The following is a 20667-nucleotide window of genomic DNA, read 5'->3' as shown; positions in this document are numbered from 1 at the left end:
GGCCGCCTGGGACGCGGTACAGCACGTGCTGACCGGCTGCCGAACCCGGCGAACCCCCCGGGGGCGCGGCGTTGGCGAAATGCCTCCGCCGCGCCGTTTCGACACCCAGCACCGGACGAACGAACAAAGGAGCCACACGATGAGCGACGACGACATCGGAGCCAGCGAGCGACTGGAGGACGCCCCGGCGCCGGACGACCCCCGCAAGCCGGACAGCCCGCCGAAACTGCATCGAAGCTCCTGGAAGCTCGTGCTCAGACGCACACTGCGCGAGTTCAGCAACGACAAGTGCACCGACCTGGCGGCGGCGCTCACCTACTTCGCCGTCCTCTCGCTCTTCCCCGGGCTGCTCGCCCTGGTGTCCCTGCTCGGCCTGCTCGGCCAGGGCACCTCCGCGACCAGTGCGCTCGTCGGCATCCTCCAGCAGGTCGCCCCTGGGGACACCGCCTCGCTCCTGAAGGGGCCGCTCGAGAACGCAGCCCACTCCCCCGCATCCGGCCTCGCGCTCGCGCTCGGCATCATCCTCGCCATCTGGTCCGCGTCGGGCTACATCGGCGCGTTCTCGCGCGCGATGAACCGCATCTACGAGCTCGACGAGGGCCGGCCGTTCTGGAAGCTCAAGCCGCAGCAGTTGCTGGTCACGGTCATCTCCCTCGTGCTCGTGGCGATCGTCGCGCTCATCCTCGTGGTCTCCGGCCCCGTCACCAAGGCTGTGGGTGGCGCCCTCGGACTCGGGTCGACGCCGCAGACGGTGTGGGAAATCGTCAAGTGGCCGCTCATGCTCGTGGTCGTGGTCGCTGTCATCGCGCTGCTCTACTACGCGGCCCCGAACGCCCGGCAGCCGAAGTTCCGCTGGATCAGCGTCGGGGCGATCGTCGCGATCCTGGTACTCGGCGTCGCCACGTTCCTGTTCGGGCTGTACGTCGCGACGTTCGCGAACTACTCGAAGACGTACGGCCCGCTGGCGGGAGTGATCGTCTTCCTGCTCTGGGTCTGGATCGCCAACCTCGCGCTGCTGTTCGGCGCCGAGTTGGATGCCGAGATCGAACGCGGCCGCCAACTCCAGGCCGGCATGGACTCGGAGGAGACCATCCAGCTTCCTCCGCGCGACACCCGGCTCAGCGAGAAGTCGCTGAAGAAGGAAGAGGCGCTCATCGCGGAGTCGGCGAAGATCCGGGAGAACGCGGACGCGAGCGGTGCCGGCCGCCCTCCTTCGGGCGGCTGAAGGAGCACGGGTAGCAGTCATGCGAACTTTCACACCTGACCGGGCCTTCTCCCCAGATTCGCGGCTACCGTCCGGGCCAGCAACTTCATAGAAAGACCCCACCAGGGTCGTAGAAAGGTCACAGGGCAGCCATGGGCGATACTGCGCCGTTAGAGAAGCAACCGCCGGAGGAGCACGTCCCCGGCATCGCCGTCGGAGCTAGCGAGGAGGCAACCCTCCGTACGGCACGCCGCAGCCCGCTCGCCCGATTATTCGGAGCGCTCGGTCCCGGCCTCGTCACCGGAGCCGCCGACGACGACCCGTCCGGTATCGCGACCTACTCGCAGGCGGGTGCGACGTACGGCAACAGCATGCTGTGGACGGTGCCGCTCACCTTGCCGCTGATGATGGCCGTTCAGGAGATCTGCGACCGGATGGCCCTGGCCACCGGCGACAGCCTCGGCAAGCTGATCCGGAGGCACTTCAGCCGCAACTCCCGCATCGCGATCGGCGTCCTGCTTGCCGCCCTCATCTGCGCGAACATCCTCAACGTCGCCGCCGATCTGAACGCCATCGGCCAGGGCATGACACTGCTCCATGCCGGGCCGGCCTGGATCTGGAGCCTGGTCGCCGGCGTCGGTATCGGAATCGCCGTCGTCGCCGGTTCGTTCGAGCGTATCGGCACGATCTTCAAGTGGCTCTGCATGGTCCTGCTGGTCTATGTCGGCGTGCTCTTCGTCACGCACGTCGACTGGCTGGCCGTCGGCCGCGGTCTCCTCGGGTCCGGCATCCGGATCACCCCGGCGTACCTCGCACTCGTCGTCGGCGTGCTCGGCACCACGATCAGCCCCTACATGTTCTTCTGGCAGTCGGCCCAGCGCATCGAGGAGCTTCGCGCGGAGGATCGCGGCGGCGATCTGGCGCCCGCGCTCTCAGACCGTCCCAAACCGGAGGCGAAGCGCCGCCTGCGCAACAGCCGACTCGACGTCTTCACCGGCATGGCCTTCAGCGTGTTGATCATGTTCGCGATCATGGCCTCGTCCGCGGCCACACTGGGCCTGCATCACAAGGCCATCACGAGCGCAGCCGACGCCGCCAAGGCTCTCGAGCCCATCGCCGGGAACTACGCCGGCATGCTCTTCGCGCTCGGTTTCATCGGATCCGGGGTACTCGCCGTGCCCGTCCTCGCGGCCTCCGGAGCCGCGGGGATGGCCGGCCTGATGAACAAGGAGTGGGGCCTGGACCGCAGCCCCCGTCGTGCGCCACTCTTCTACATCCTGCTCGGCCTCGGGATCATCATCGGGAGCGTGCTCGCGATCGTGTCGACCAACCCGATCCAGCTGCTCGTGCTCTCCGCGATCGTCAACGGGATCGCGGCGGGCCCGTTCCTCATCGTCATGATGCTGATCTCGCGAAACCGGCAGATCATGGACGGCCACGCCAACGGCCCGGTCGCGACAGCGATGGGATGGGCCACGACGGTCGTCATGTGCGTCGCCGGCGCCTACGGGGTGTTCTACACGGTCGCAGGAGGCTGAGCGCCGGGCGCTCGAGCGGCGGGTTCCACCCGGCGGGCGATCTCGCGAGGACGACTCAGCATGACGACGTGCGGGGCGCCTCGCACCTCCACGAACCGACCCTGCGGAGCCAGCGACGCGATCGCGTGCGACCATTCGGTGCGCGCGATCGGGTCACGGTCGCCCCGGACGATCGTGACGGGCATCCCCAGCTTGGGGAGGTCGTCCTCGATCCGGTAGGCGAGCATGGAGGGAAGCACTTTCAGGTACCAGCGCGGTCCGCAACGCACGTAGTCGGTGAGCACCAGAGCGTTGCTGTGCGGGCTCTCGCGGATGATGTCGAGTGCGAGGCGGCTTCCCGCTCGCAGGGGCGTGCGGTCCACCGGCGCCATGGCTGGGCCCAGCAGCACGATCTGCGCCACCAGATCCGGGCGCCGCCGCGCGAGGTTGGTGGCGATCTGCGCACCCATCGAGTGGCCCACGACCATGACACTGCCGAGCGAGCGGGCGTCGAGGAACTCCGCGACGAGGCCGGCGTAGTCCTCCACTGTCAGGCGACGCGCGGGCTTGCGTGCGCGGCCGAAGCCCGGGAGGTCAACCGCGATCGTCCTGCCCTGTTCGGCGAGCACTGGAGCAAGCCGGTGGAAGTACCTGGAGCTCACCCCAATCCCATGCAGGAGCAGAACCGCTCCTCCCTCGCTGGCTCCGCTGTCGAATGTGACCACGATCCCGTGCCGTGGTGGCGTCCGACTGCCCGAGCGCTTTCGCACGTCCGCTATTTCTCTTCTGGCGAGGGCGGATCGGTCCGGAACCCGGATAGCTTGTGGCTTCCGTCGCAGTACGGCTTGATCGTGGAGACGCCGCACCGGCACAGTGCGATCGTGCGGCGACGCTGCTCGATCGGTTCGCCTTCGGCGCCCATGATCTGGACCGGTCCGCGCACCAGCAGCGGACCGTCCGGGCAGGCGACGATCGTCACTTCGCTTTCCGCCTGTCCGCTCATGCCGCGGCCCCCGATACTTCGCGCAGGGAGCTGCCTCCCGCCTGCCAGCTCGCCAGGAGGTGCTCTCCGACGAGCCCGTCCACCAGGAGGCAGCATCGGGCTCCGAAGACGATGTCCTCGAGCAGCTCGGGATGCTGCTCGGCCAGCCCGCCGGCCAGGTCGCGCCCGGCGATCTGCTCGTGCACCGCGTCGGCTTCGACGTGCTCGTCGTAGTACTCGGTCACGTCCTCGCCGTATCCCAGTCGTCGGAAGCCGTTGCCGTAGAGGCGGTTCGGGACCGACGATGTCATCTCGAAAGCTGCCAGGTGGCCGACAATGGCACCGCGCAGCCGCCCGTTCAGTCCGAACATGGACATCATGTTGAAAGAGGCGAGCGTGATCGCCGGCACTCGGTCCACGTAGACGCCGTACCGGTCATCCAGGCCCACGCCTCGCATCGTCCGGGCGAAGATCTCCGCGTGGATGCGATGCGGGCGGCCGCCGCCGTACTCGTCGGACTGGACCTCGACCAAGCCGGCCTTGGCCCGACCGGTCAGTCGAGGGATGGCCCACGAGTGCGGGTCCGCCTCTTTCAATGTGTAGATCGACCGGTGGATGACGAACTCGATCGCCTGCTCGCGGGTCGCCTTCTTCGCCACGAACCGGGAGAGACTCGGGCCGGTGTCTTCGGCGGTCACGGCGAAAAGATACGATGCGACGGCATCGGCGCCCGGCTCCGGCAGCGCGACGTCCCCGACGAGCTCGCGCAGGCGACGCTCGAATCGCTCCTCGATCGCAGTGCGCACGGCGACCTGGAGGGGGTTCCATTCCCAGCGACCGTCGCTGTCGGTCACACCGCCGTAGGACAGGCCGTAGCTCAGCAGAAGAGTGAGCTGGAGGTCATCGTCGATGAGAACGTCCGGTTCGCTCTCGAGTGCACGTTCGGCGAGCTCAAGCGCTGCGGCCATCGCCGGCGACTCGCGCGCTGCCGGTGTGCTCAGTGCTTCCAGGAATTGCGCGCTCACGGGCCCACGCGCAGTTATCGGTACGGTCATGCATCGAAGGTCGGCCGGTTCGGCCGCGGCGTCAAGCCGTTGAACAGTTCACGCCACCCGGCTACGGTCCACAGCAGAAGGGATGCGTGGTGGCGACGACGATCGGGGCGGAAGAGGAGTTCGTCCTCCTCGACGCGGTCTCGCTGACGCCCGTCGATCTGGCGGCCGAGGCACGAGCCGACCTCGCCGACTCAGCCCGCGACGGCGAGATCATGTCCGAGTTCTTCCCCTCGCAGCTCGAGTTCGCCTCCCCGGTCTGCTCGACGGCGGCCGAGCTCGACAGCTCGATGGCGGGATTCCGCCGTGAGCTCGCCGAGTGGGCGCACGGCCATCGGATCATCGCCGCAGGAGTCGGCGTCCCCTTCAACGTTGCCGGTCATCCTCAGGTCACCGACCTTCCGCGCTATCGAGACATCGCCGCCCACTTCGGACACATTGTCCCGGACCACCAGATCAACGGCCTGCATGTGCACGTCGGCATGCAGGACCGCGACCGCGCCGTGCGAGCCCTCAACCGGCTGCGACCCTGGCTGCCGGCGCTGCTGGCGCTTTCCGCCAATTCCCCGTTCTGGGGCGGGGCCGACACCGGCTTCGACAGCTGGCGCGCGATCCACAGTCGCCGCTGGACCACCCACGGCATACCGCCCGCATTCACAGACGCCGAAGACTACGCCCGGCGCACATCAGCGCTCCACGGAATCGGCGGCACCTCCGATTCGGGAACGCTCAACTGGGTCGTCCGCCCATCCGAGAAGTACCCGACGCTCGAGTTGCGCGCGTTCGATGCGCAACTCGACAGTCGGACCAGCACAGCCCTCGCCGCCCTCGTTCGCGGGGTCGTCGATACCGACCGCGACGAGCGACCGCATGAGGACGAGCTCCTCGATGCCGCGTACTGGCACGCGGCGCGGTACGGACTCGAGCACGACCTGTTCGATCCACGAGCCGGACGGATGCGCGCCGCCGCCGACGTCGTCCACGCCCTTCTGGACGCTGCCGCGCCGGGACTGGAACGTCACGGGGACACGCAACGCGTCGAATCGCGCGTCGGGTGGATCCTGAACCAGGGGAACGGCGCAACCTGGCAGAGGAGGGTGTATCGCGAAGGAGGTCGGCCCGCGCTGGCGAACCTCCTTATTGAAGGTGGGCAGCAAACCGGCGTAGAGCGATAGCGCGGCCTGGCTCAATTCGACCGTCGCCCCCTTATGTCCGTTCCAGATCCGCGTACCGTGACCGCCAATCAAGGAAGTGTCTGGACGATGAGGAGGACATCATGGGTATCGACGACAAGTTCGACGCGAAGGGCGACAAGCTGAAGGGCAAGGTCGACGAGGTGATCGGCAAGGTCACCGACGACAAGTCGCGCGTCGTGAAGGGAAAGGCAGAACAGGCGGAGGGCAGCCTCAAGGACACCGCCGCTGACGTGAAAGCGCACCTGAAGGACAGCGCAGAGCGCTCGCGCGACGACCGTCGCGAAGACACGGGGACGCTCTAACGGGCGGCTGATGCGTCCTCGATGGCTTCCGCGAGGTAGCGGGCCGAGGCGCTGATGGGCGCATCCGCGACCTCACGGGGTGTGCCCGCGGCGACGACGGTTCCGCCGTTCTCGCCGGCGCCGGGGCCGAGGTCGATGACGTAGTCGGCGGTGGCGACGACGCGCATGTCGAGTTCGACCACGACGACAGTGTTGCCGGCGTCGACGAGACTCTGCAGATGCTCGACCAGGCGGTCCGCGTCGGCGCAATGCAGACCGGAGGTCGGCTCGTCCAGCACATAGAGGGTGTCCGCGCGTTGGGCGCGTTGCAGTTCGGAGGCGAGCTTCACCCGTTGCGCCTCGCCGCCGGAGAGCTCGGTGGCCGGCTGGCCGAGCCGCAGGTATCCGAGTCCGACGTCGATGAGCGCGGTCAGTGAGCGCATGATCTCGTTCTCGCCGGGGAAGAAGGCGTGCGCCTCCTCGACGGACATCGCAAGGAGCTCGGCGATGTTCCGGTCACGCCAGGTGATCTCGAGTGTGTCCTCCGTGTACCGGGTGCCGTGGCACTCGGGGCACACGGTGTAGACCGACGGCAGGAACAGCAGCTCCACCATGACCGATCCCTCGCCTTCGCAGGTGGGGCAGCGCCCGCCGGCCACGTTGAACGAGAACCGACCCGGCCGGTATCCGCGCGACCGTGCTTCCGGCGTCTCCGCGAATCGGCGCCGGACGTGATCGAACAGTCCCGTGTACGTGGCGACGTTGGAGCGGGGCGTGCGGCCGATGGGCTTCTGGTCGATGCTGACGACTCTGCGCACGCCGCCGAGATCGCCCGACACCCCGCCTTCGAGCACTTCGCGCCCTCCCGCGAGGAGCAGGTCGTCGGTTTCCGGGGCGTCGTCGTCCACACTGACGGGTCGGCCGAGGTGGTCCCCGAGCAGCGCGGGAAGGACCTGGCTGACCAGGCTGGACTTGCCCGAACCCGACACCCCGGTCACCGCCGTGAAGGCGCCGAGAGGGAACGAGACCGACGCGTCGCGCAGGTTGTTGCGGCTGATGTGCTCCAACCTGAGCCAGCCGGTCGCCGCGCGCGGGGTTCGTGAAGCGAGCCCGCGGCTGCCGAACAGATAGCCTCTGGTCACCGACTCGTCCACGTCGGCGAGGCCGTCCGGCGCTCCGCTGTAGATCACGCGGCCTCCCCGTTCACCGGCACCGGCCCCGATGTCCACCAGCCAGTCGGCGTGCCGCATCACCTCGACGGAGTGCTCGACCACGAACAGGCTGTTGCCGCTCCGCTTGAGCCCCTCGAGGATCCCGAGGAGGGCGTTCACGTCTTGCGGGTGGAGGCCAGCCGATGGCTCGTCGAGCACGTAGACGACACCGAACAGCTCGGAGCTCAGCTGGGTGGCGAGGCGGAGTCGCTGCAGCTCGCCGCCGGACAGAGTCGGTGTCGTCCGGTGCAAGGAGAGGTAGCCCAGCCCGAGGTCGATGATGGGTCGCAGGCGTTCGAGCAGCTCCGCCGCCAGCCGCGCCGCCGCAGCGCGCTTCTCAACTGACCGATTCGGAGTGCGACGGACGTCCGGGGCGGCCGAATGCGACGCACCTCCCGAGGCGACACGCTGCTGCGTCGCCTCGTGGCGGGCGGCCTCGTCGAGCGCCACCCCCGAGGTGGCGGGGTCGTCAGCTGCTGCGGCCACGACCGCCGCGAGCCGGCCGGAGAGCTCGCGAAGCGGGAGCCGGGAGAACTCGGCGATGTCGAGCCCCTCGAACGTCACGGAGAGCGCCTCCGGCTTCACACGCTTCCCATGGCACACCGGACACACGGCGGAGGTGAGATACTCCGCGACCCGCCGTTTCATCGATGCGCTCTTGGTCGTGGCGAACGTGTCGAGCACATAGCGGCGCGCGCCGACGAACGTGCCCTGATAGCTGGGCTCCATCCTCGCCGAGATCGCCCGCCGCGTCTGTGCCGGTGTGAGCCCCGCGTACACCGGGACGGTCGGCCGTTCCTCGGTGAACAGGATCCAGTCGCGGTCCGCGCGGGGGAGGTCCCGCCACTTAGTGTCGACGTCGTAGCCCAGCGACACCAGGATGTCCCGTTGGTTCTGCCCGTGCCACGCCGTCGGCCAGGAGGCGATGGCCCGCTCGCGGATCGTGAGCGAGGGGTCCGGGACCATCTGCCGCTCGGTGACTTCGTAGACGCGGCCGATGCCGTGGCATTCCGGGCACGCGCCCTGCACCGTGTTGGCCGAGAAGTCCTCCGCATAGAGCATGGGCTGACCGTCCGGGTAATCGCCGGCTCGCGAATACAGCATCCGCACCAGACTGGAGAGTGTGGTGATGCTGCCCACCGTCGACCGGGCGCTGCGCCCACCGCGTTGCTGCTGCAGCGCCACCGCCGGTGGCATGCCCGTGATCGAGTCGACGTCCGGGACGCCGGCCTGGTCGATGAGCCGGCGGGCGTACGGGGCGACCGACTCCAGGTAGCGCCGCTGCGACTCCGCGAAGAGCGTGCCGAACGCGAGGGACGACTTCCCCGAGCCGGACACCCCGGTGAACACCACCATCGCGTCGCGCGGGACGGTCAGGTCCACGTTCCGGAGGTTGTGCTCGCGTGCGCCCCGAACCCGGACATCCGGCTGGACCGCGGATGCGACTTCCTTCGTCATCGTCCTGAAACCCTCCTCACTGCCGGACGGTACCAGCGCTCCCGGAGTGCACAAGGGCGCGCACCGGCGACGGAGTGCGCTGGATCACAGATGCACGATCTCGACATCTCCCCACGCGGCAGCCAGATACTCCGCGGCCAGGCGCCGATGGCACCGTTCGGGAGTCGCCTCGGAGCACAGCAGGACCCCGCCGTCGAGGTCGGCTGGTGTGAGCACTGCTTCGACTCGTCGATCGCGGATGAGCGCGAGGTAGGTCTCCGCATAGCGATCCCAGGGGAGGTCGCCCCTCTGGTAGGCCCGCAGGTATTCGGCGGTGGGCGCGAGCCGTAGTTCGTGCCGGTACGTCATCCCGCACAGCTCGCGGACGAAGAACTCGAGGTCATCCCGTTTCGCGAAGCCGGCGAGCTGCGAGACGTTGTTGAGCCGAGTGTCGACGAGCGTCTTCGCACCGCTGTCTCGCAGCATTCCGAAGAACTGACTGGCCTTCTTCTTCGTGAAACCGATGGTGTAAAGCCTCATCGTGCCGCCCCTCGCTGTTCTCCGCCCATCGACCGCCATTGTCCCCCTCACCTCGACGGACCTCGATGGCTCGAACCGGGTGCAGTCGTTGCTATGACCTCACGCTGTCCGGACGACCCAGAGCTCAGCGGTGACGGAGCTCCCGTCGGACACGCTGGTGTGCTCCAGAGGTGGAGGCAAGGTCTTCGAGACCCAACTCGATCAGGGCGAGGCGCGCGCGGAGAATGACCGAGCGTGGAAGCCCCGCGAGCTGCGCAAGGCGCGCGTGGCTGAGCGTGGAGACTCCGGTGTCCGAAGCCTGTGCCGCCTCGACCCGGGCGACCGTGAGTACGATCTCACGGTCAAGTGCCTTCGCGGCCAGAACGGCGCGTGTGTCAGGACGCGAAAGCGCACCAACGACGGCGGCGATCCACTCGTGACGCCCCTCGAAGTGGGTGTCTTGCATCGTCCTACCGCCTGACGAAGCCGATGAGCCGGGCGAGTCCGTGACGGGGCCGCGGTCTCGTCGGGTCGCTCGCGTCGCTCTCGTCCGCGGCCTGCCCGGTACCAACGAACCCGACCGACTGGCACCGCGTGCACGTCCACAGATGGGTGTGCACCGCCAGGCCGACGCCGTAATAAGGATTGCTCACAACTCGTGCGCGGGACCCGCAGCGCGTGCAGGTGCGCCTCCGAGACTGGAACTCCGAAGCGGTCATCGGATGCTGGCCGCGTGGTGCCGTAAAGGGTGCATTCGTTTCCGCCTCGGGATGTCTCCCTGCGGTCGCAGGGTCGTTCAGCAGGATGCGGTGGCCCTCCCCACCCGAAGGGGAGGGCCACCGCTCGCCGGCGACGGGCTCGGCTCGGCGATCACTCCACGCTATGCACGCCGGGGGGGCCGCCGATATCCGTTCAGCGCGGGACGCTGTCCGAAGTGCGCGGCCGTCCGACTTTTAGTTAGTGCACATACAATCGCCGCATGGGACCGCACCACGACGAGATGTTCAGGGACCGCCGCATCGCATCGGGACGCGACGTCGAGCAGGCCCGTCGAGCGCTCTCCGACGTGTTCCTCCCCGTCGACTTCCCCCGCGCGCGATCGAGGACAGCTGTCGACCTGACCCTCAACGCCGTGAACGTAGGCCGGATCGTCTGCGGCTTCATGCGATTCCGGGATGCTGTCCGCATCGACACCGCCGAAGCGGAGAACTACCACGTGGACATCCCGACCTACGGCGCCGCGATGATGCGCGCCCCGCTCGGCACTCCGGTGTACGGGACTCCGCATACAGGGGCGATCTTCATGCCGGGCAGGCCGGCCGAACTCGACTGCGGCGAGCGCTTCGCCCAACTCGGGCTGATGATCCCCAGCGACGCGTTACACCTGGAACTGGAGAACCTGCTCGGCGAACTTCCCGCTTGCCCGCTCGAGTTCGAAGCCGAGCTCAGCCTCACTGGAGCGGGTGGTCGGTCGATCCTGCACGCCCTCCGGATGATCGACGCTGCGGCGGCACAGGCTGACGGCCCGCTCGGCCACCCGCTGGCCGCGCAGCGGTTGGAGCAGACGCTGATCCAGGGCCTGCTCTTCGCACAGCCTCACAATCACACAGTTGCGCTCTCCGCACCGTCACCCGGCGCGGGACTGCGCCCGGTGTCCCAGGCGGCAGAGCTCCTCCGCAGCGATCCCGGACACCCGTGGACGGTCGCCGAGCTGGCCGCCGACGTCTCGCTGAGCGTCCGCAGCCTGCAGGAAGGGTTCCGCCGCTCGCTGGACACGACACCGATGGCCTATCTGCGTAGGCTCAGGCTGGAGCGAGCGCACGACGAACTGTCCGCCGCGGAGCCCGGCGCCGTCAGCGTGACCGAGGTCGCCACCCGCTGGGGATTCGTGCATCTCGGCCGCTTCTCATCTACGTACACCCGCGAGTACGGCGAGCGCCCGTCGGCGACCCTGCGACGGTGAACTGCGAGTCCATACCTGTCAGCACGCGCTGGCTCCCCGTCAGATCCGGCAGCCTCCTGTCGCGAGATAATCGTGCACCATCTTCACGACGCTCGCCCCCTCCCCGACCGCCGCGGACATCCGCTTGACCGATCCGCTGCGCACATCGCCGACGGCGAAGACGCCCGGCGTCGAGGTCTCGTAGGGCTGGGAGCTGGAGTCACCGGCGCGCGACCGGGCTCCGGTGAGGAGGAACCCACGTCCGTCGCGGTCGATGCCGGGTCCGAGCCACTCCGTCGCGGGTGCCGCCCCGATGAAGACGAAGAGGTGCGCGGTGGCGATCTCCTCACGCGCGCCGGAGGGCCGATGCTCGACGGTGACGGATTTCAGCCCGGCTCCTCCGGCGGCCTCCACTACTTCGGAGTGCAGATGCACACGGATGCGCGGGTGCTCCTGGACCTGGACGAGCAGGTACCGTGACATGTCCGCGCCGAGGTCGGCGGCGCGCACGACGAGGTGGACACTCGACGCTGTTCCGGCGAGGAAGACCGCTGCTTGTCCGGCCGAGTTGCCTCCGCCCACCACCACGACCGGATCGACTCCGCACTCGCGCGCCTCGTTGATCGTCGCAGCGTAGAAGACGCTCGTGTATTCGAACCGATCGAGGTTCTTCGCCGCCAGACGGTGATACTCCATCCCGGACGCGACGACGACGGCCCGAGGAGACACTGTGGTCCCGTCGGAGAACCGGACCGTGAGCGCACCCCCGGCCGTGTCGAGAGCCTGTGCGGCCGCCGGCGCGAAGACGGTGGCTCCGAACTTGACTGCTTGAAGGCGAGCACGCTCGGCGAGTTCCGCGCCCGAGATCCCCGAGGGGAATCCCAGATAGTTCTCGATCCGGGCGGACCGTGCGGCCTGCCCGCCGGTGGCGACGGCATCCGAGAGGACGACCGACAGACCGTCCGAGGCTGCGTAGACCGTCGCGGCGAGACCCGCCGGCCCAGCGCCCACGATCAGCAGGTCGCAGCCGGCGTCGGGCCGCGCTCTCCCGATACCGAGGATCTCCGAGACCTCGGCGATCGACGGATTCCGCAGAACGCGCGAGCCGGACAGGATGACGACCGGCAGATCGGCGATGTCGAGGCGCAGCCTGTTCACGATGACCTCGGCGCCATGATCGCCTTCCAGGTCGAGCAGCCGGTGCGGTATCCGGTTGCGGGCCGCGAAGTCGAGCAACCGGCGGGTGTCCGGGGAGAACCGCGAACCGACGATGCGAAGGCCTGCGCCCGACCCGATCGCCAGCGACCGCCGGATGAGATACGCGCGCAGGATGACGTCACCGAGCAGCGGGTCGCTGGTGACGATCCGCTCCAGCGCCGGAATCGGCACGGCGAGCACCCTACCGCTCTCCATCGCGGCGATCGTGACGAAGGAGGGCTGACCCTCCAGGAGCCCGATATCGCCGACGAAACGGCCGGGCCCGTGGACCTGGACCGGCACATCCCGCTCGCCCTCGTCGACGGCGACCTTTCCCTCAACCACCGCGAAGAACGATCCGAGGGGCTCGCCGGCGCGCGCGAGCACCTGGCCCTTCGAGACGGGCTCGGTGGTGCCGTGTCCGCTCAGCGCCTGCAACTGAGCCGGCGCGAGCCGCGGATACGCTCCGAAGGCGTCGGGCGTCTCGGCCGCCGCAGGGTCGGCGCGGGGAGCGCTCACCACACGTAGTCCTCGTCGAAGTAGCACCAGCGCCAGTCCTCGCCCGGCTCCAGCGAGCGAACGATCGGGTGGACGTCGTTCAGCGCATGTGACCGCGCGTGCTTCATCGGCGAGGAGTCGCAACAGCCCACTTTGCCGCACGTCAAGCACAATCGCAGGTGGACCCACGGCGTGCCGAGCGCCAGGCAGTCCTCGCACGCACCCGGCGTGCGCGGAGTAACTGCGCGGATGTAGGCGATATGGGGATCCCTACGAGCGGTCACGGGGGTGCCCTCCTTCCTCGGCCTCTCCGGCCTTCCTCTGCGCCCGTCGGCGCTGCAGCATCGCGTCATCGAACCAGCGGCGCAGGACAGCGACGGGCGCGGCCCCCGCCTGCCGCGCGATGACCTCCCCGTGATCGAGGATCATCAGGGTCGGCACGGCCTGCACGGAGAACCGGGAGGACAACCGGGGCGCCCGATCGACATCCACCTTGACGAGCTTCACCTCGCCTGCTCGTTCGGTGGCCAGTTCCACCAGCACCGGGCTCACCATTCGACAGGGGCCGCACCAGGTCGCCCACATGTCGACGATCACTGGCGGATCCGCCTTCACAGCGATCTCCGCGAACGTGTCGTCGAGAGCGTCGACGATCCACGGCAGGGCCTTGTGGCAGTTCGCGCAACGCGGTCGTCCACTCGCAGCGACGGGAACGCGGTTCTTGCGCCCGCAGTTCGGGCAGCGGATGACGGTGGTCGCCTCGAGGGTGGTCATACGGGAACCCCGGCGTCCGCGTCGGCCTGTGCCGGCGCCTCGACCGCGTCGACGACGATGTCGCCGTCCCGCACGTCGATGCGCACGGTCGAGCCCTCCAGCACCGTGCCGGAGAGCAGCGCCCTGCCCAAGCGCGTCTCGATGTCGTGCGAGATGTACCTGCGCAGCGGCCGCGCGCCGTACAGCGGGTCGTAGCCGCGTTCCGCGATCAGCCGGCGCGCCTCCGGTGTCACGTCGAGCCCGATCTGACGTTCCGCTAGCCGGCGCGCCAAGTCGGCCATGAGGAGTTCGACGATCGATTCGATCTGTTCCAGGCCGAGGGGGGCGAAGATGATGATGTCGTCCACCCGGTTGAGGAACTCCGGCCGGAAACGACCGCGCAACTCCGTCAGCACCAGATCTTTGACGTCCTGCGGAATGTCTCCGCCGCTGTCTCGGGAACCGGTCAGCAGGTGTTCGGCCCCGAGGTTGGACGTCATGATCACGATGGTGTTGCGGAAGTCGACGGTGCGACCCTGGCTGTCGGTGATCCGTCCGTCGTCGAGCACCTGCAGCAACGTGTTGAACACGTCCGGGTGCGCCTTCTCGATCTCATCGAAGAGCACGACGCAGTACGGTCGGCGGCGCACGGCCTCGGTGAGCTGGCCGCCCTCGTCGTACCCGATGTATCCCGGAGGGGCTCCCACCAGTCTGCTGACCGTGTGGCGCTCCTGGTACTCGCTCATATCGAGCCGGATCATCGCGGACTCGCTGTCGAAGAGGGCGCCGGCCAGGGCTTTCGCGAGCTCCGTCTTCCCGACTCCTGTCGGCCCGAGGAAGATGAAGGAGCCGATCGGCCGGCGCGGGTCGCGGATGCCCGAGCGGGCGCGGATGATCGCCTCGGTGACCAGTCGCACCGCTTCCTCCTGGCCGACGACGCGCTCGTGCAGGACCTCGTCGAGCTTGAGCACCTTCGCGCGCTCCCCCTCCTGCAGCCGGGCGACGGGGATACCGGTCCAGGCAGCGACGATCTCGGCGATCTCCTCCTCGGTCACGACCTCGCGAAGGAGCCGCTGAGTGCCCTGTTTCGATTGGAGCCTCTGCTCCTCGGCGGAGAGCTGGCGCTCGAGTTCGGCGAGCCTGCCGTAGCGGAGCTCGGCCGCACGGTTGAGGTCGTAGCTGCGCTCGGCGTCCTCGGCCTCACGACGCACCCTCTCGAGCGCGCCTCTGAGCTCTTGCACCTTGCGGATCGCCTGACGCTCCGCCTCCCATTGGGCACGCTTCGCGTTCGCTTCCGCTTGCAGATCGGCGAGTTCGCGCCGCAACTCCTCGAGGCGGAGCCGGCTCGGCTTGTCCTTCTCCTTCTCCAGCGCGGCCTCCTCGATCTCCAGCCGGGTCACGCGCCGGGTGAGCTCGTCCAGGTCGGCCGGCATCGAATCGATCTCCGTGCGCAACCGCGCACAGGCCTCATCGACCAGGTCGATGGCCTTGTCCGGCAGGAACCGGTCGGTGATGTACCGGTGCGAGAGCGTCGCTGCCGCCACGAGCGCATTGTCCTGGATCCGCACCCCGTGGAAGACCTCGAGGCGTTCGCGCAGCCCGCGGAGGATCGAGATGGCGTCTTCGACGCTCGGCTCATCCACCAGAACCGTCTGGAAACGCCGTTCGAGTGCGGCATCCTTCTCGATGTGCTGCCGATATTCGTCCAGGGTGGTCGCGCCGATGAGATGGAGCTCACCACGCGCGAGCATGGGCTTCAGCATGTTCCCCGCATCCATCGCGCCCTCGGTGGCTCCGGCGCCGACGAGGGTGTGGAGCTCGTCGATGAAGAGGAGGATGCGCCCCTCAGCGGCCACGACTTCGGCCAGCACCGCTTTCATCCGCTCCTCGAACTCACCGCGATACTTGGCGCCGGCCACGAGGGCCGCAAGGTCGAGCTGGAAGATCGTCTTGTCGCGGAGCCCTTCCGGGACGTCGGTGCGCACGATCCGCTGCGCCAGCCCCTCGACGATGGCCGTCTTGCCGACGCCCGGCTCTCCGATCAGCACCGGGTTGTTCTTCGACTTGCGCGACAGGATCTGGATGACGCGGCGGATCTCGGTGTCGCGCCCGATCACCGGGTCGAGACGGCCGGACCGCGCGTCCGCCACCAGGTCGCGGCCGTACTTCTCCAGCGCCTCGTAGGTCTGCTCGGGAGTCGCGGAGTTCACGTGCTGATTGCCGCGGACGGCTGTCAGCGCCCGGAGGAAGCTCTCCCTGTTCACCCCGTTGCTCTGCAGAAGCCGAGCGGCTCCGCCGGCAGGATCGTCGGCGAGCGCGAGGAGCAGGTGCTCGACCGAGACATAGGAGTCCTTCAGTCGCGTCGCCTCCCGCTCGGCACGGTCGAGCGTGGCCGCCAGGGCTTTGGAGAGGAACACCTGGCCGGGCGTGGCCCCGGGGCCGGTGGTGCGCGGTTTCCGTTCGATCGCCTGCTGCACCTCGGTGAGAAGGACTGCGAGGTCGACCCCTGCCGCTTCGAGCAGCCGCGGGATCAGGCCGCCTTCCTGCGTGAGCAGGGCGAGCAGGAGATGCTCGCTCTCGGTCTCCGTCTGCCCGTTCCGGCTCGCGATGCTCTGGGCCTCTTGCAGGGCCTCCTGGGACTTCTTGGTCAGCTTGTTCATCTCCATGGCGGAGTCTCCCTTCCGGAGCGGACGACCGATCGCCGGCCCTCGAGCACGTCGATTCGGGCGAGCAGGTCGATGACGAGTGCGACGCCCGCGTAGTTGAGCGCCAGGTCAGCGTGCAGCCGCACGATCCGCCGGACCTGTTCCGGCGCGTCCGTGGTGAACCACAGCCGGCCTGACGCGTCCGCCCGTGCGGGAACGAGCCCGAGTTCGACGAATCGCCGAACCAGCTCGGGATGCACCCTGGACGCGGCGGCGACCATCCCGAGGTCGAGGCGGGGCGGAAGCACGGGGAGCAGAGGAGAGCTCATGATGACGACCTCGGATCGTAGGAGGATTCGCGCTTCAACTGCTCGAAAAGTTCGCGTTCGCGGTCGGTGGGGTGCGGGGGGACCATGATCTTCACCTTGGCGAACAGGTCGCCGGGCTTGCCGCCGGGCTGAGGCATCCCCTGGCCCTTCAATCGCAGCCGGCGGCCACTCGACGAGCCGGGGGGAACGCGCACCGTGATCGGGCCGCCGGGCGCCCGGGTCGAGACGCTCGCGCCCAGAGCGGCCTCCCAGGGGGAGACCAGCAGGTCCATCTCGATGTTCTTCCCGTCGAGGCGGAGCCGCCGGTCGGGCCTGACCCTGAGGGTGATGACCAGGTCTCCCGTCCCGCCGTCCTGTCGCCCGGGTCCGCCGCCGCCGGAGACACGGATGCGCTGCCCATCCAGGGCGCCGGGCGGAATCCGGATCTCGAACGTCTGACGCTCACCGTCCGGGCCGGCGAGGACGACCGTCCGGGGACCGCCGCGGAACGCCTCGTCGACCGTCAGTTCGAGCTCGGCCTCGGAGTCCATCCCGCGACTGGAGCCGAAGACGTCGCCGAAGAGGTCGTCCCAGTTGACCGAGGCGCTCCCCGGGCCGGCTCCCGCCCGGGCGCTGGACCAGCTGAATCCCGACGCACCCGGCCGGGCTCTCGCGCGCGCTCCGCCGCCTGCGGCCCCGGCACCCTGGGCGGCGTACTCCTGCTCGGCGCCCGCATAGCGACGGAAATCCGGTCCGAACCGGTCGTACTGGGCGCGCGACTCGGGATCGCTCAGCACGTGGTACGCCTCGCTGAGCTGCTTGAACCGGTCCTCTGCGCCCGCCTCCTTGTTGACGTCGGGGTGATACTTGCGTGCCAGCTTGCGGTAGGCGCGTTGGATCTCCTTGGCGTCGGCCGTGCGCGGGACGCCGAGCAGCTGATAGTAGTCCTGTGCCACGGCGTCACTCCCGGGTTGCGGAGACGACGACGCCGGCCGGTCGCAGCAGTCGGTCGGGCGTGCCGAAGCCGAGCCGGGTGACCGCCACGACGGTCCGCGGTTCAAGGTCATCCCTGTCGATGACCGACACGACCTCGTGGAGGCGCGGATCGAACGGCACGCCGACCTCGTCGATGCGCGGGTAGCCGAGGCGCTCGAGGGCGGCGACCGCCTGCTCACGGATCGACTCGATGCCTTCGCCGATGGGGTCGTTGACGCGCTTCGCGTAGGCGACCGCATCCGCGAGCCCGTCCACGACGGGGAGGAAGACGGACGCTGCGCGAGCGCGTTCCGCGTCGCGGGCCAGGGCCAGTTCGCGGGCGGCCCGCTTGCGCACGTTGTCCAGATCCGCGGCGGCACGGCGCCAGCGATCCTCGAGTTCCGCGAGGCGGACGCCCCGCTCGTCCTCCGGGGGCGGCTGCTCCGTCGTCTCGGCCCCGTCGACCGACGCGAGCGGCCCATCACCGCCCGGGTCGCGTGCATCCCCGCTCTCCATCTCCGGGCCCCTCAATTCCGATCGAACTCGGCGTCGACCACATCGTCGGAGTCGTCGGCATCGTCGGAGGCTCCTGCGCCGCCCGAGGGCGAGGACTCCTGAGGCGCACGCGCGACGGACAGCGCGGCGTCCATCTGCCGCAGCTCGCTGGTCAGTTCCCGCGCCTCGGCTGCGGAGACCTCCCGTTCGACGGCCTCCCGTGCCTGTCCGACCAGCATCTCGGCGCGCGACCGCTCGTGGGCCGGCGCCGCGTCGCCGTGCTCCGCGAGCGCCCGCTCGAGGCGGTAGGCAGCGGCGTCGAGCTCGTTGCGTGCGTCGATGTCTTCGCGCAATCGCTGATCTTCGACGCGGTGCTGCTCGGCCTCGCGTACCATCCGGTCGATCTCGGCCTGATCGAGGGTCGTGGTGCCGCTGATGGTGATGCCCTGCTCCGCCCCGGTGTCCTTGTCGCGTGCGGTGACGTTGAGGATTCCGTTGGCGTCGATGTCGAATGTGACCTCGATCTGGGGCTCGCCCCGCGGGGCCGGCCGGATGCCGGTCAACGTGAACCGGCCCAGCACCCGGTTGTCCGCAGCGCGTTCGCGCTCCCCTTGGAGCACGACGATCTCGACCGAGTCCTGGTCGTCCTGCGCGGTGGAGAAGACTTCGCTCCGACGCGCGGGGATCGTGGTGTTGCGCTCGATGATCGGCGTCATCACCCCGCCCCGCGTCTCGACGCCCAGCGAGAGCGGGGTCACATCGAGCAGGAGGACGTCGCTGACTTCGCCCTTCAGCACCCCCGCCTGGATGGCCGCGCCGATGGCGACGACTTCGTCCGGGTTGACGGTCATGTTCGGGTCCTTGCCGCCCGTGAGCCGCTTGACGAGGTTCTGCACGGCCGGGATCCTCGTCGAACCACCGACGAGGATGACCTCGTCGATGTCGTTCTCGGTGACCTTGGCGTCCTCCATCGCCTGGCGCACCGGGCCGAGGCAGCGCTCGACCAGGTCGGCGGTGATGTTCTCGAAGGTGGCGCGCTTGAGCGTCGTCGTCAGGTGCTTCGGACCGGCGGCGTCCGCCGTGATGAACGGCAGGCTCACCTGCGTCTGGCTCACGGTGCTGAGTTCGACCTTCGCCTTCTCCGCCGCCTCGAACAGACGCTGGAGGGCCTGGGCATCGTTGCGGAGATCGATGCCGTTCTCCTTCTGGAACTCATCGGCGAGGTAGTCGACCACGCGGCGGTCGAAGTCGTCGCCGCCGAGGTGCGTGTCGCCCGCTGTCGAGCGGACCTCGACGACGCCGTCGCCGACGTCGAGCAGGCTCACGTCGAAGGTGCCGCCGCCGAGGTCGAACACCAGGACCGTCTCGTGCTCCTTCTTGTCCAGCCCGTACGCGAGGGCCGCCGCGGTCGGCTCGTTGATGATCCTCAGCACCTCGAGGCCGGCGATGCGCCCGGCGTCCTTCGTCGCCGTGCGCTGCGCGTCGTTGAAGTACGCCGGAACGGTGATGACGGCTTCGGTGACTTTCTCGCCGAGGAACTTGCCGGCGTCGTCGGCCAGTTTCCGCAGGACGAGAGCGCTGATCTCCTCGGGCGCGTACAGCTTTCCTCGGACGTCGAAGCGGGCTTCGCCGTTGGGGCCGGCCACGACGTCGAAACCGACCGCCTTCGCCTCCGCTTCGATCTCGTCGAAGGATCGCCCGATGAAGCGCTTGGCCGAGGAGATCGTCCCCTTCGGGTTCAGTATCGCCTGACGTCGGGCGAGCTGGCCGACGAGTCGCTCGCCGGTGTCGGTGAAAGCGACGACGGACGGAGTCGTGCGAGCACCCTCGGTGTTCGGGATGACTTTCGCCTCTCCTCCCTCCCACACCGCTATCACCGAGTTCGTGGTTCCGAGATCGATGCCGACTGCCTTAGCCATGAAACGCTCCTTCTGTCTGATCAATCGCCCGACGGCGGTTCGCTGTTGCGGGTGTGTTCGTCTTCCGGCCGCGACGAGATCTCCACCTGCCGCGGACTGCTCGACTCGTCTACAGGGACGAGCAACGTCAGCACACCGTTTCCGAGATGGGCGGTCAGTCCCGCGTCGTCGAGGCTGTCGCCGAGGAAGAGCCGGCGGATGAACTCTCCGCGAGGACGCTCGTCGATGAGGACGAGGTCGTCCGGCGCGAATTTCGGCCGGCGTTGGACGGTGATCGTGACGACATTGCGCTCGACGCGCACGTCGATGTCGCGGATGTCCACTCCCGGCACGTCCGCTATCACGATGTACTCGCCTCCGCGCCGATAGGCCTCCAGCGGCACTGCGTAGGTGCGCCGGTTGACGCCGAGCGCCTGCTCCACGGCGCGATCGACATCGCGAGACGTGTCGAACCCCATCAGACTCACGAACTCCTCCTTCACGGACGGATCGCTGCGTGCTCTCGATACGGAGTCTTCGCCTGCGCAGCAGTCGCC

At 68.6% G+C, this 20667-nt stretch carries 20 protein-coding genes; 5 read left to right on the top strand and 15 right to left on the bottom strand.

What is annotated here, in order from left to right; genetic code table 11:
* Positions 1–139 precede the first annotated feature (139 nt).
* Positions 140–1225 (top strand): YihY/virulence factor BrkB family protein, encoded by a 1086-nt coding sequence (locus tag ACFQ9V_RS08950; RefSeq protein WP_382458819.1) that lies wholly within the window; start codon positions 140–142, stop codon positions 1223–1225.
* A gap of 131 nt (positions 1226–1356) precedes the next feature.
* A complete protein-coding gene (locus tag ACFQ9V_RS08945) occupies positions 1357–2742 on the top strand; it encodes an Nramp family divalent metal transporter (RefSeq protein ID WP_382458818.1) in 1386 nt (461 codons plus the stop codon).
* Here ACFQ9V_RS08945 and ACFQ9V_RS08940 read toward each other — a convergent pair.
* The 3 genes from ACFQ9V_RS08940 to ACFQ9V_RS08930 are packed head-to-tail and all read right to left on the bottom strand — an operon-like array spanning position 2721 to position 4728.
* Entirely contained in the window at positions 2721–3446 is a 726-nt protein-coding gene (locus tag ACFQ9V_RS08940) for an alpha/beta fold hydrolase (protein ID WP_382458817.1), read from the bottom strand. The two genes, ACFQ9V_RS08945 and ACFQ9V_RS08940, sit on opposite strands and share 22 nt — an antisense overlap.
* A gap of 50 nt (positions 3447–3496) precedes the next feature.
* Positions 3497–3724 (bottom strand): CDGSH iron-sulfur domain-containing protein, encoded by a 228-nt coding sequence (locus tag ACFQ9V_RS08935; RefSeq protein ID WP_382458816.1) that lies wholly within the window; start codon positions 3722–3724, stop codon positions 3497–3499.
* Entirely contained in the window at positions 3721–4728 is a 1008-nt protein-coding gene (locus tag ACFQ9V_RS08930) for an iron-containing redox enzyme family protein (protein WP_382458815.1), read from the bottom strand. Before ACFQ9V_RS08930 ends, ACFQ9V_RS08935 begins: the two co-directional genes overlap by 4 nt.
* A 119-nt stretch (positions 4729–4847) precedes the next feature.
* Between ACFQ9V_RS08930 and ACFQ9V_RS08925 the strand changes: the two genes are divergently transcribed.
* Together ACFQ9V_RS08925 and ACFQ9V_RS08920 are read left to right on the top strand one after the other, a co-directional pair.
* Positions 4848–5930, top strand: coding sequence for a YbdK family carboxylate-amine ligase (locus ACFQ9V_RS08925; RefSeq protein ID WP_382458814.1), 1083 nt, complete (start codon positions 4848–4850; stop codon positions 5928–5930).
* A 101-nt stretch (positions 5931–6031) separates the two neighbouring features.
* Positions 6032–6253 (top strand): CsbD family protein, encoded by a 222-nt coding sequence (locus ACFQ9V_RS08920; RefSeq protein WP_382458813.1) that lies wholly within the window; start codon positions 6032–6034, stop codon positions 6251–6253.
* Here ACFQ9V_RS08920 and ACFQ9V_RS08915 read toward each other — a convergent pair.
* The 3 genes from ACFQ9V_RS08915 to ACFQ9V_RS08905 all read right to left on the bottom strand — a co-directional run bounded on the left by ACFQ9V_RS08915 (position 6250) and on the right by ACFQ9V_RS08905 (position 9865).
* Entirely contained in the window at positions 6250–8901 is a 2652-nt protein-coding gene (locus ACFQ9V_RS08915; protein ID WP_382458812.1) for an excinuclease ABC subunit A, read from the bottom strand. The two genes, ACFQ9V_RS08920 and ACFQ9V_RS08915, sit on opposite strands and share 4 nt — an antisense overlap.
* 84 nt (positions 8902–8985) lie before the next feature.
* Positions 8986–9420 (bottom strand): DUF488 family protein, encoded by a 435-nt coding sequence (locus tag ACFQ9V_RS08910; protein ID WP_382458811.1) that lies wholly within the window; start codon positions 9418–9420, stop codon positions 8986–8988.
* Between the two features lie 124 nt (positions 9421–9544).
* The gene (locus ACFQ9V_RS08905) at positions 9545–9865 is read right to left on the bottom strand and encodes a hypothetical protein (protein WP_382458810.1); all 321 of its coding nucleotides are present in this window, start codon (positions 9863–9865) and stop codon (positions 9545–9547) included.
* A gap of 513 nt (positions 9866–10378) precedes the next feature.
* Between ACFQ9V_RS08905 and ACFQ9V_RS08900 the strand changes: the two genes are divergently transcribed.
* On the top strand, positions 10379–11362 hold the full coding sequence (locus ACFQ9V_RS08900; protein ID WP_382458809.1) for an AraC family transcriptional regulator: 984 nt from the start codon (positions 10379–10381) through the stop codon (positions 11360–11362).
* A gap of 39 nt (positions 11363–11401) precedes the next feature.
* On the opposite strand, the gene ACFQ9V_RS08895 is transcribed toward ACFQ9V_RS08900, so the two are convergent.
* The 9 genes from ACFQ9V_RS08895 to ACFQ9V_RS08855 are packed head-to-tail and all read right to left on the bottom strand — an operon-like array spanning position 11402 to position 20613.
* The gene (locus ACFQ9V_RS08895) at positions 11402–13057 is read right to left on the bottom strand and encodes an FAD-dependent oxidoreductase (RefSeq protein WP_382458808.1); all 1656 of its coding nucleotides are present in this window, start codon (positions 13055–13057) and stop codon (positions 11402–11404) included.
* On the bottom strand, positions 13054–13389 hold the full coding sequence (locus ACFQ9V_RS08890) for a UBP-type zinc finger domain-containing protein (RefSeq protein ID WP_382458807.1): 336 nt from the start codon (positions 13387–13389) through the stop codon (positions 13054–13056). Before ACFQ9V_RS08890 ends, ACFQ9V_RS08895 begins: the two co-directional genes overlap by 4 nt.
* The gene (gene trxA / locus ACFQ9V_RS08885; protein WP_382458806.1) at positions 13307–13810 is read right to left on the bottom strand and encodes a thioredoxin; all 504 of its coding nucleotides are present in this window, start codon (positions 13808–13810) and stop codon (positions 13307–13309) included. Before trxA ends, ACFQ9V_RS08890 begins: the two co-directional genes overlap by 83 nt.
* Entirely contained in the window at positions 13807–16455 is a 2649-nt protein-coding gene (clpB, locus tag ACFQ9V_RS08880) for an ATP-dependent chaperone ClpB (protein ID WP_382458805.1), read from the bottom strand. Before clpB ends, trxA begins: the two co-directional genes overlap by 4 nt.
* Positions 16446–16763 (bottom strand): chaperone modulator CbpM, encoded by a 318-nt coding sequence (locus tag ACFQ9V_RS08875; protein WP_382458804.1) that lies wholly within the window; start codon positions 16761–16763, stop codon positions 16446–16448. Before ACFQ9V_RS08875 ends, clpB begins: the two co-directional genes overlap by 10 nt.
* Positions 16760–17698 carry a DnaJ C-terminal domain-containing protein gene (locus ACFQ9V_RS08870; protein ID WP_382458803.1) on the bottom strand — a complete coding sequence of 313 codons (939 nt, stop codon included), beginning with the start codon at positions 17696–17698 and terminating at the stop codon, positions 16760–16762. The genes ACFQ9V_RS08875 and ACFQ9V_RS08870 overlap by 4 nt, the downstream gene beginning before the upstream one ends.
* A 4-nt stretch (positions 17699–17702) precedes the next feature.
* Positions 17703–18233: a nucleotide exchange factor GrpE gene (locus ACFQ9V_RS08865; RefSeq protein ID WP_382458802.1), complete on the bottom strand. Its 531-nt coding sequence runs from the start codon at positions 18231–18233 to the stop codon at positions 17703–17705.
* 11 nt (positions 18234–18244) lie between these two features.
* Positions 18245–20131, bottom strand: coding sequence for a molecular chaperone DnaK (dnaK, locus tag ACFQ9V_RS08860; RefSeq protein ID WP_382458801.1), 1887 nt, complete (start codon positions 20129–20131; stop codon positions 18245–18247).
* 20 nt (positions 20132–20151) lie between these two features.
* On the bottom strand, positions 20152–20613 hold the full coding sequence (locus ACFQ9V_RS08855; protein ID WP_382458800.1) for an Hsp20/alpha crystallin family protein: 462 nt from the start codon (positions 20611–20613) through the stop codon (positions 20152–20154).
* Positions 20614–20667: the final 54 nt, after the last annotated feature.

Source organism: Leifsonia sp. NPDC056665 (assembly GCF_042791795.1).
In the GTDB taxonomy this organism is placed as follows: Bacteria; Actinomycetota; Actinomycetes; order Actinomycetales; family Microbacteriaceae; genus Leifsonia.
The sequence above is the reverse complement of the archived record's forward strand: the minus strand, read 5'-3'. Positions and strand labels throughout refer to the sequence as shown.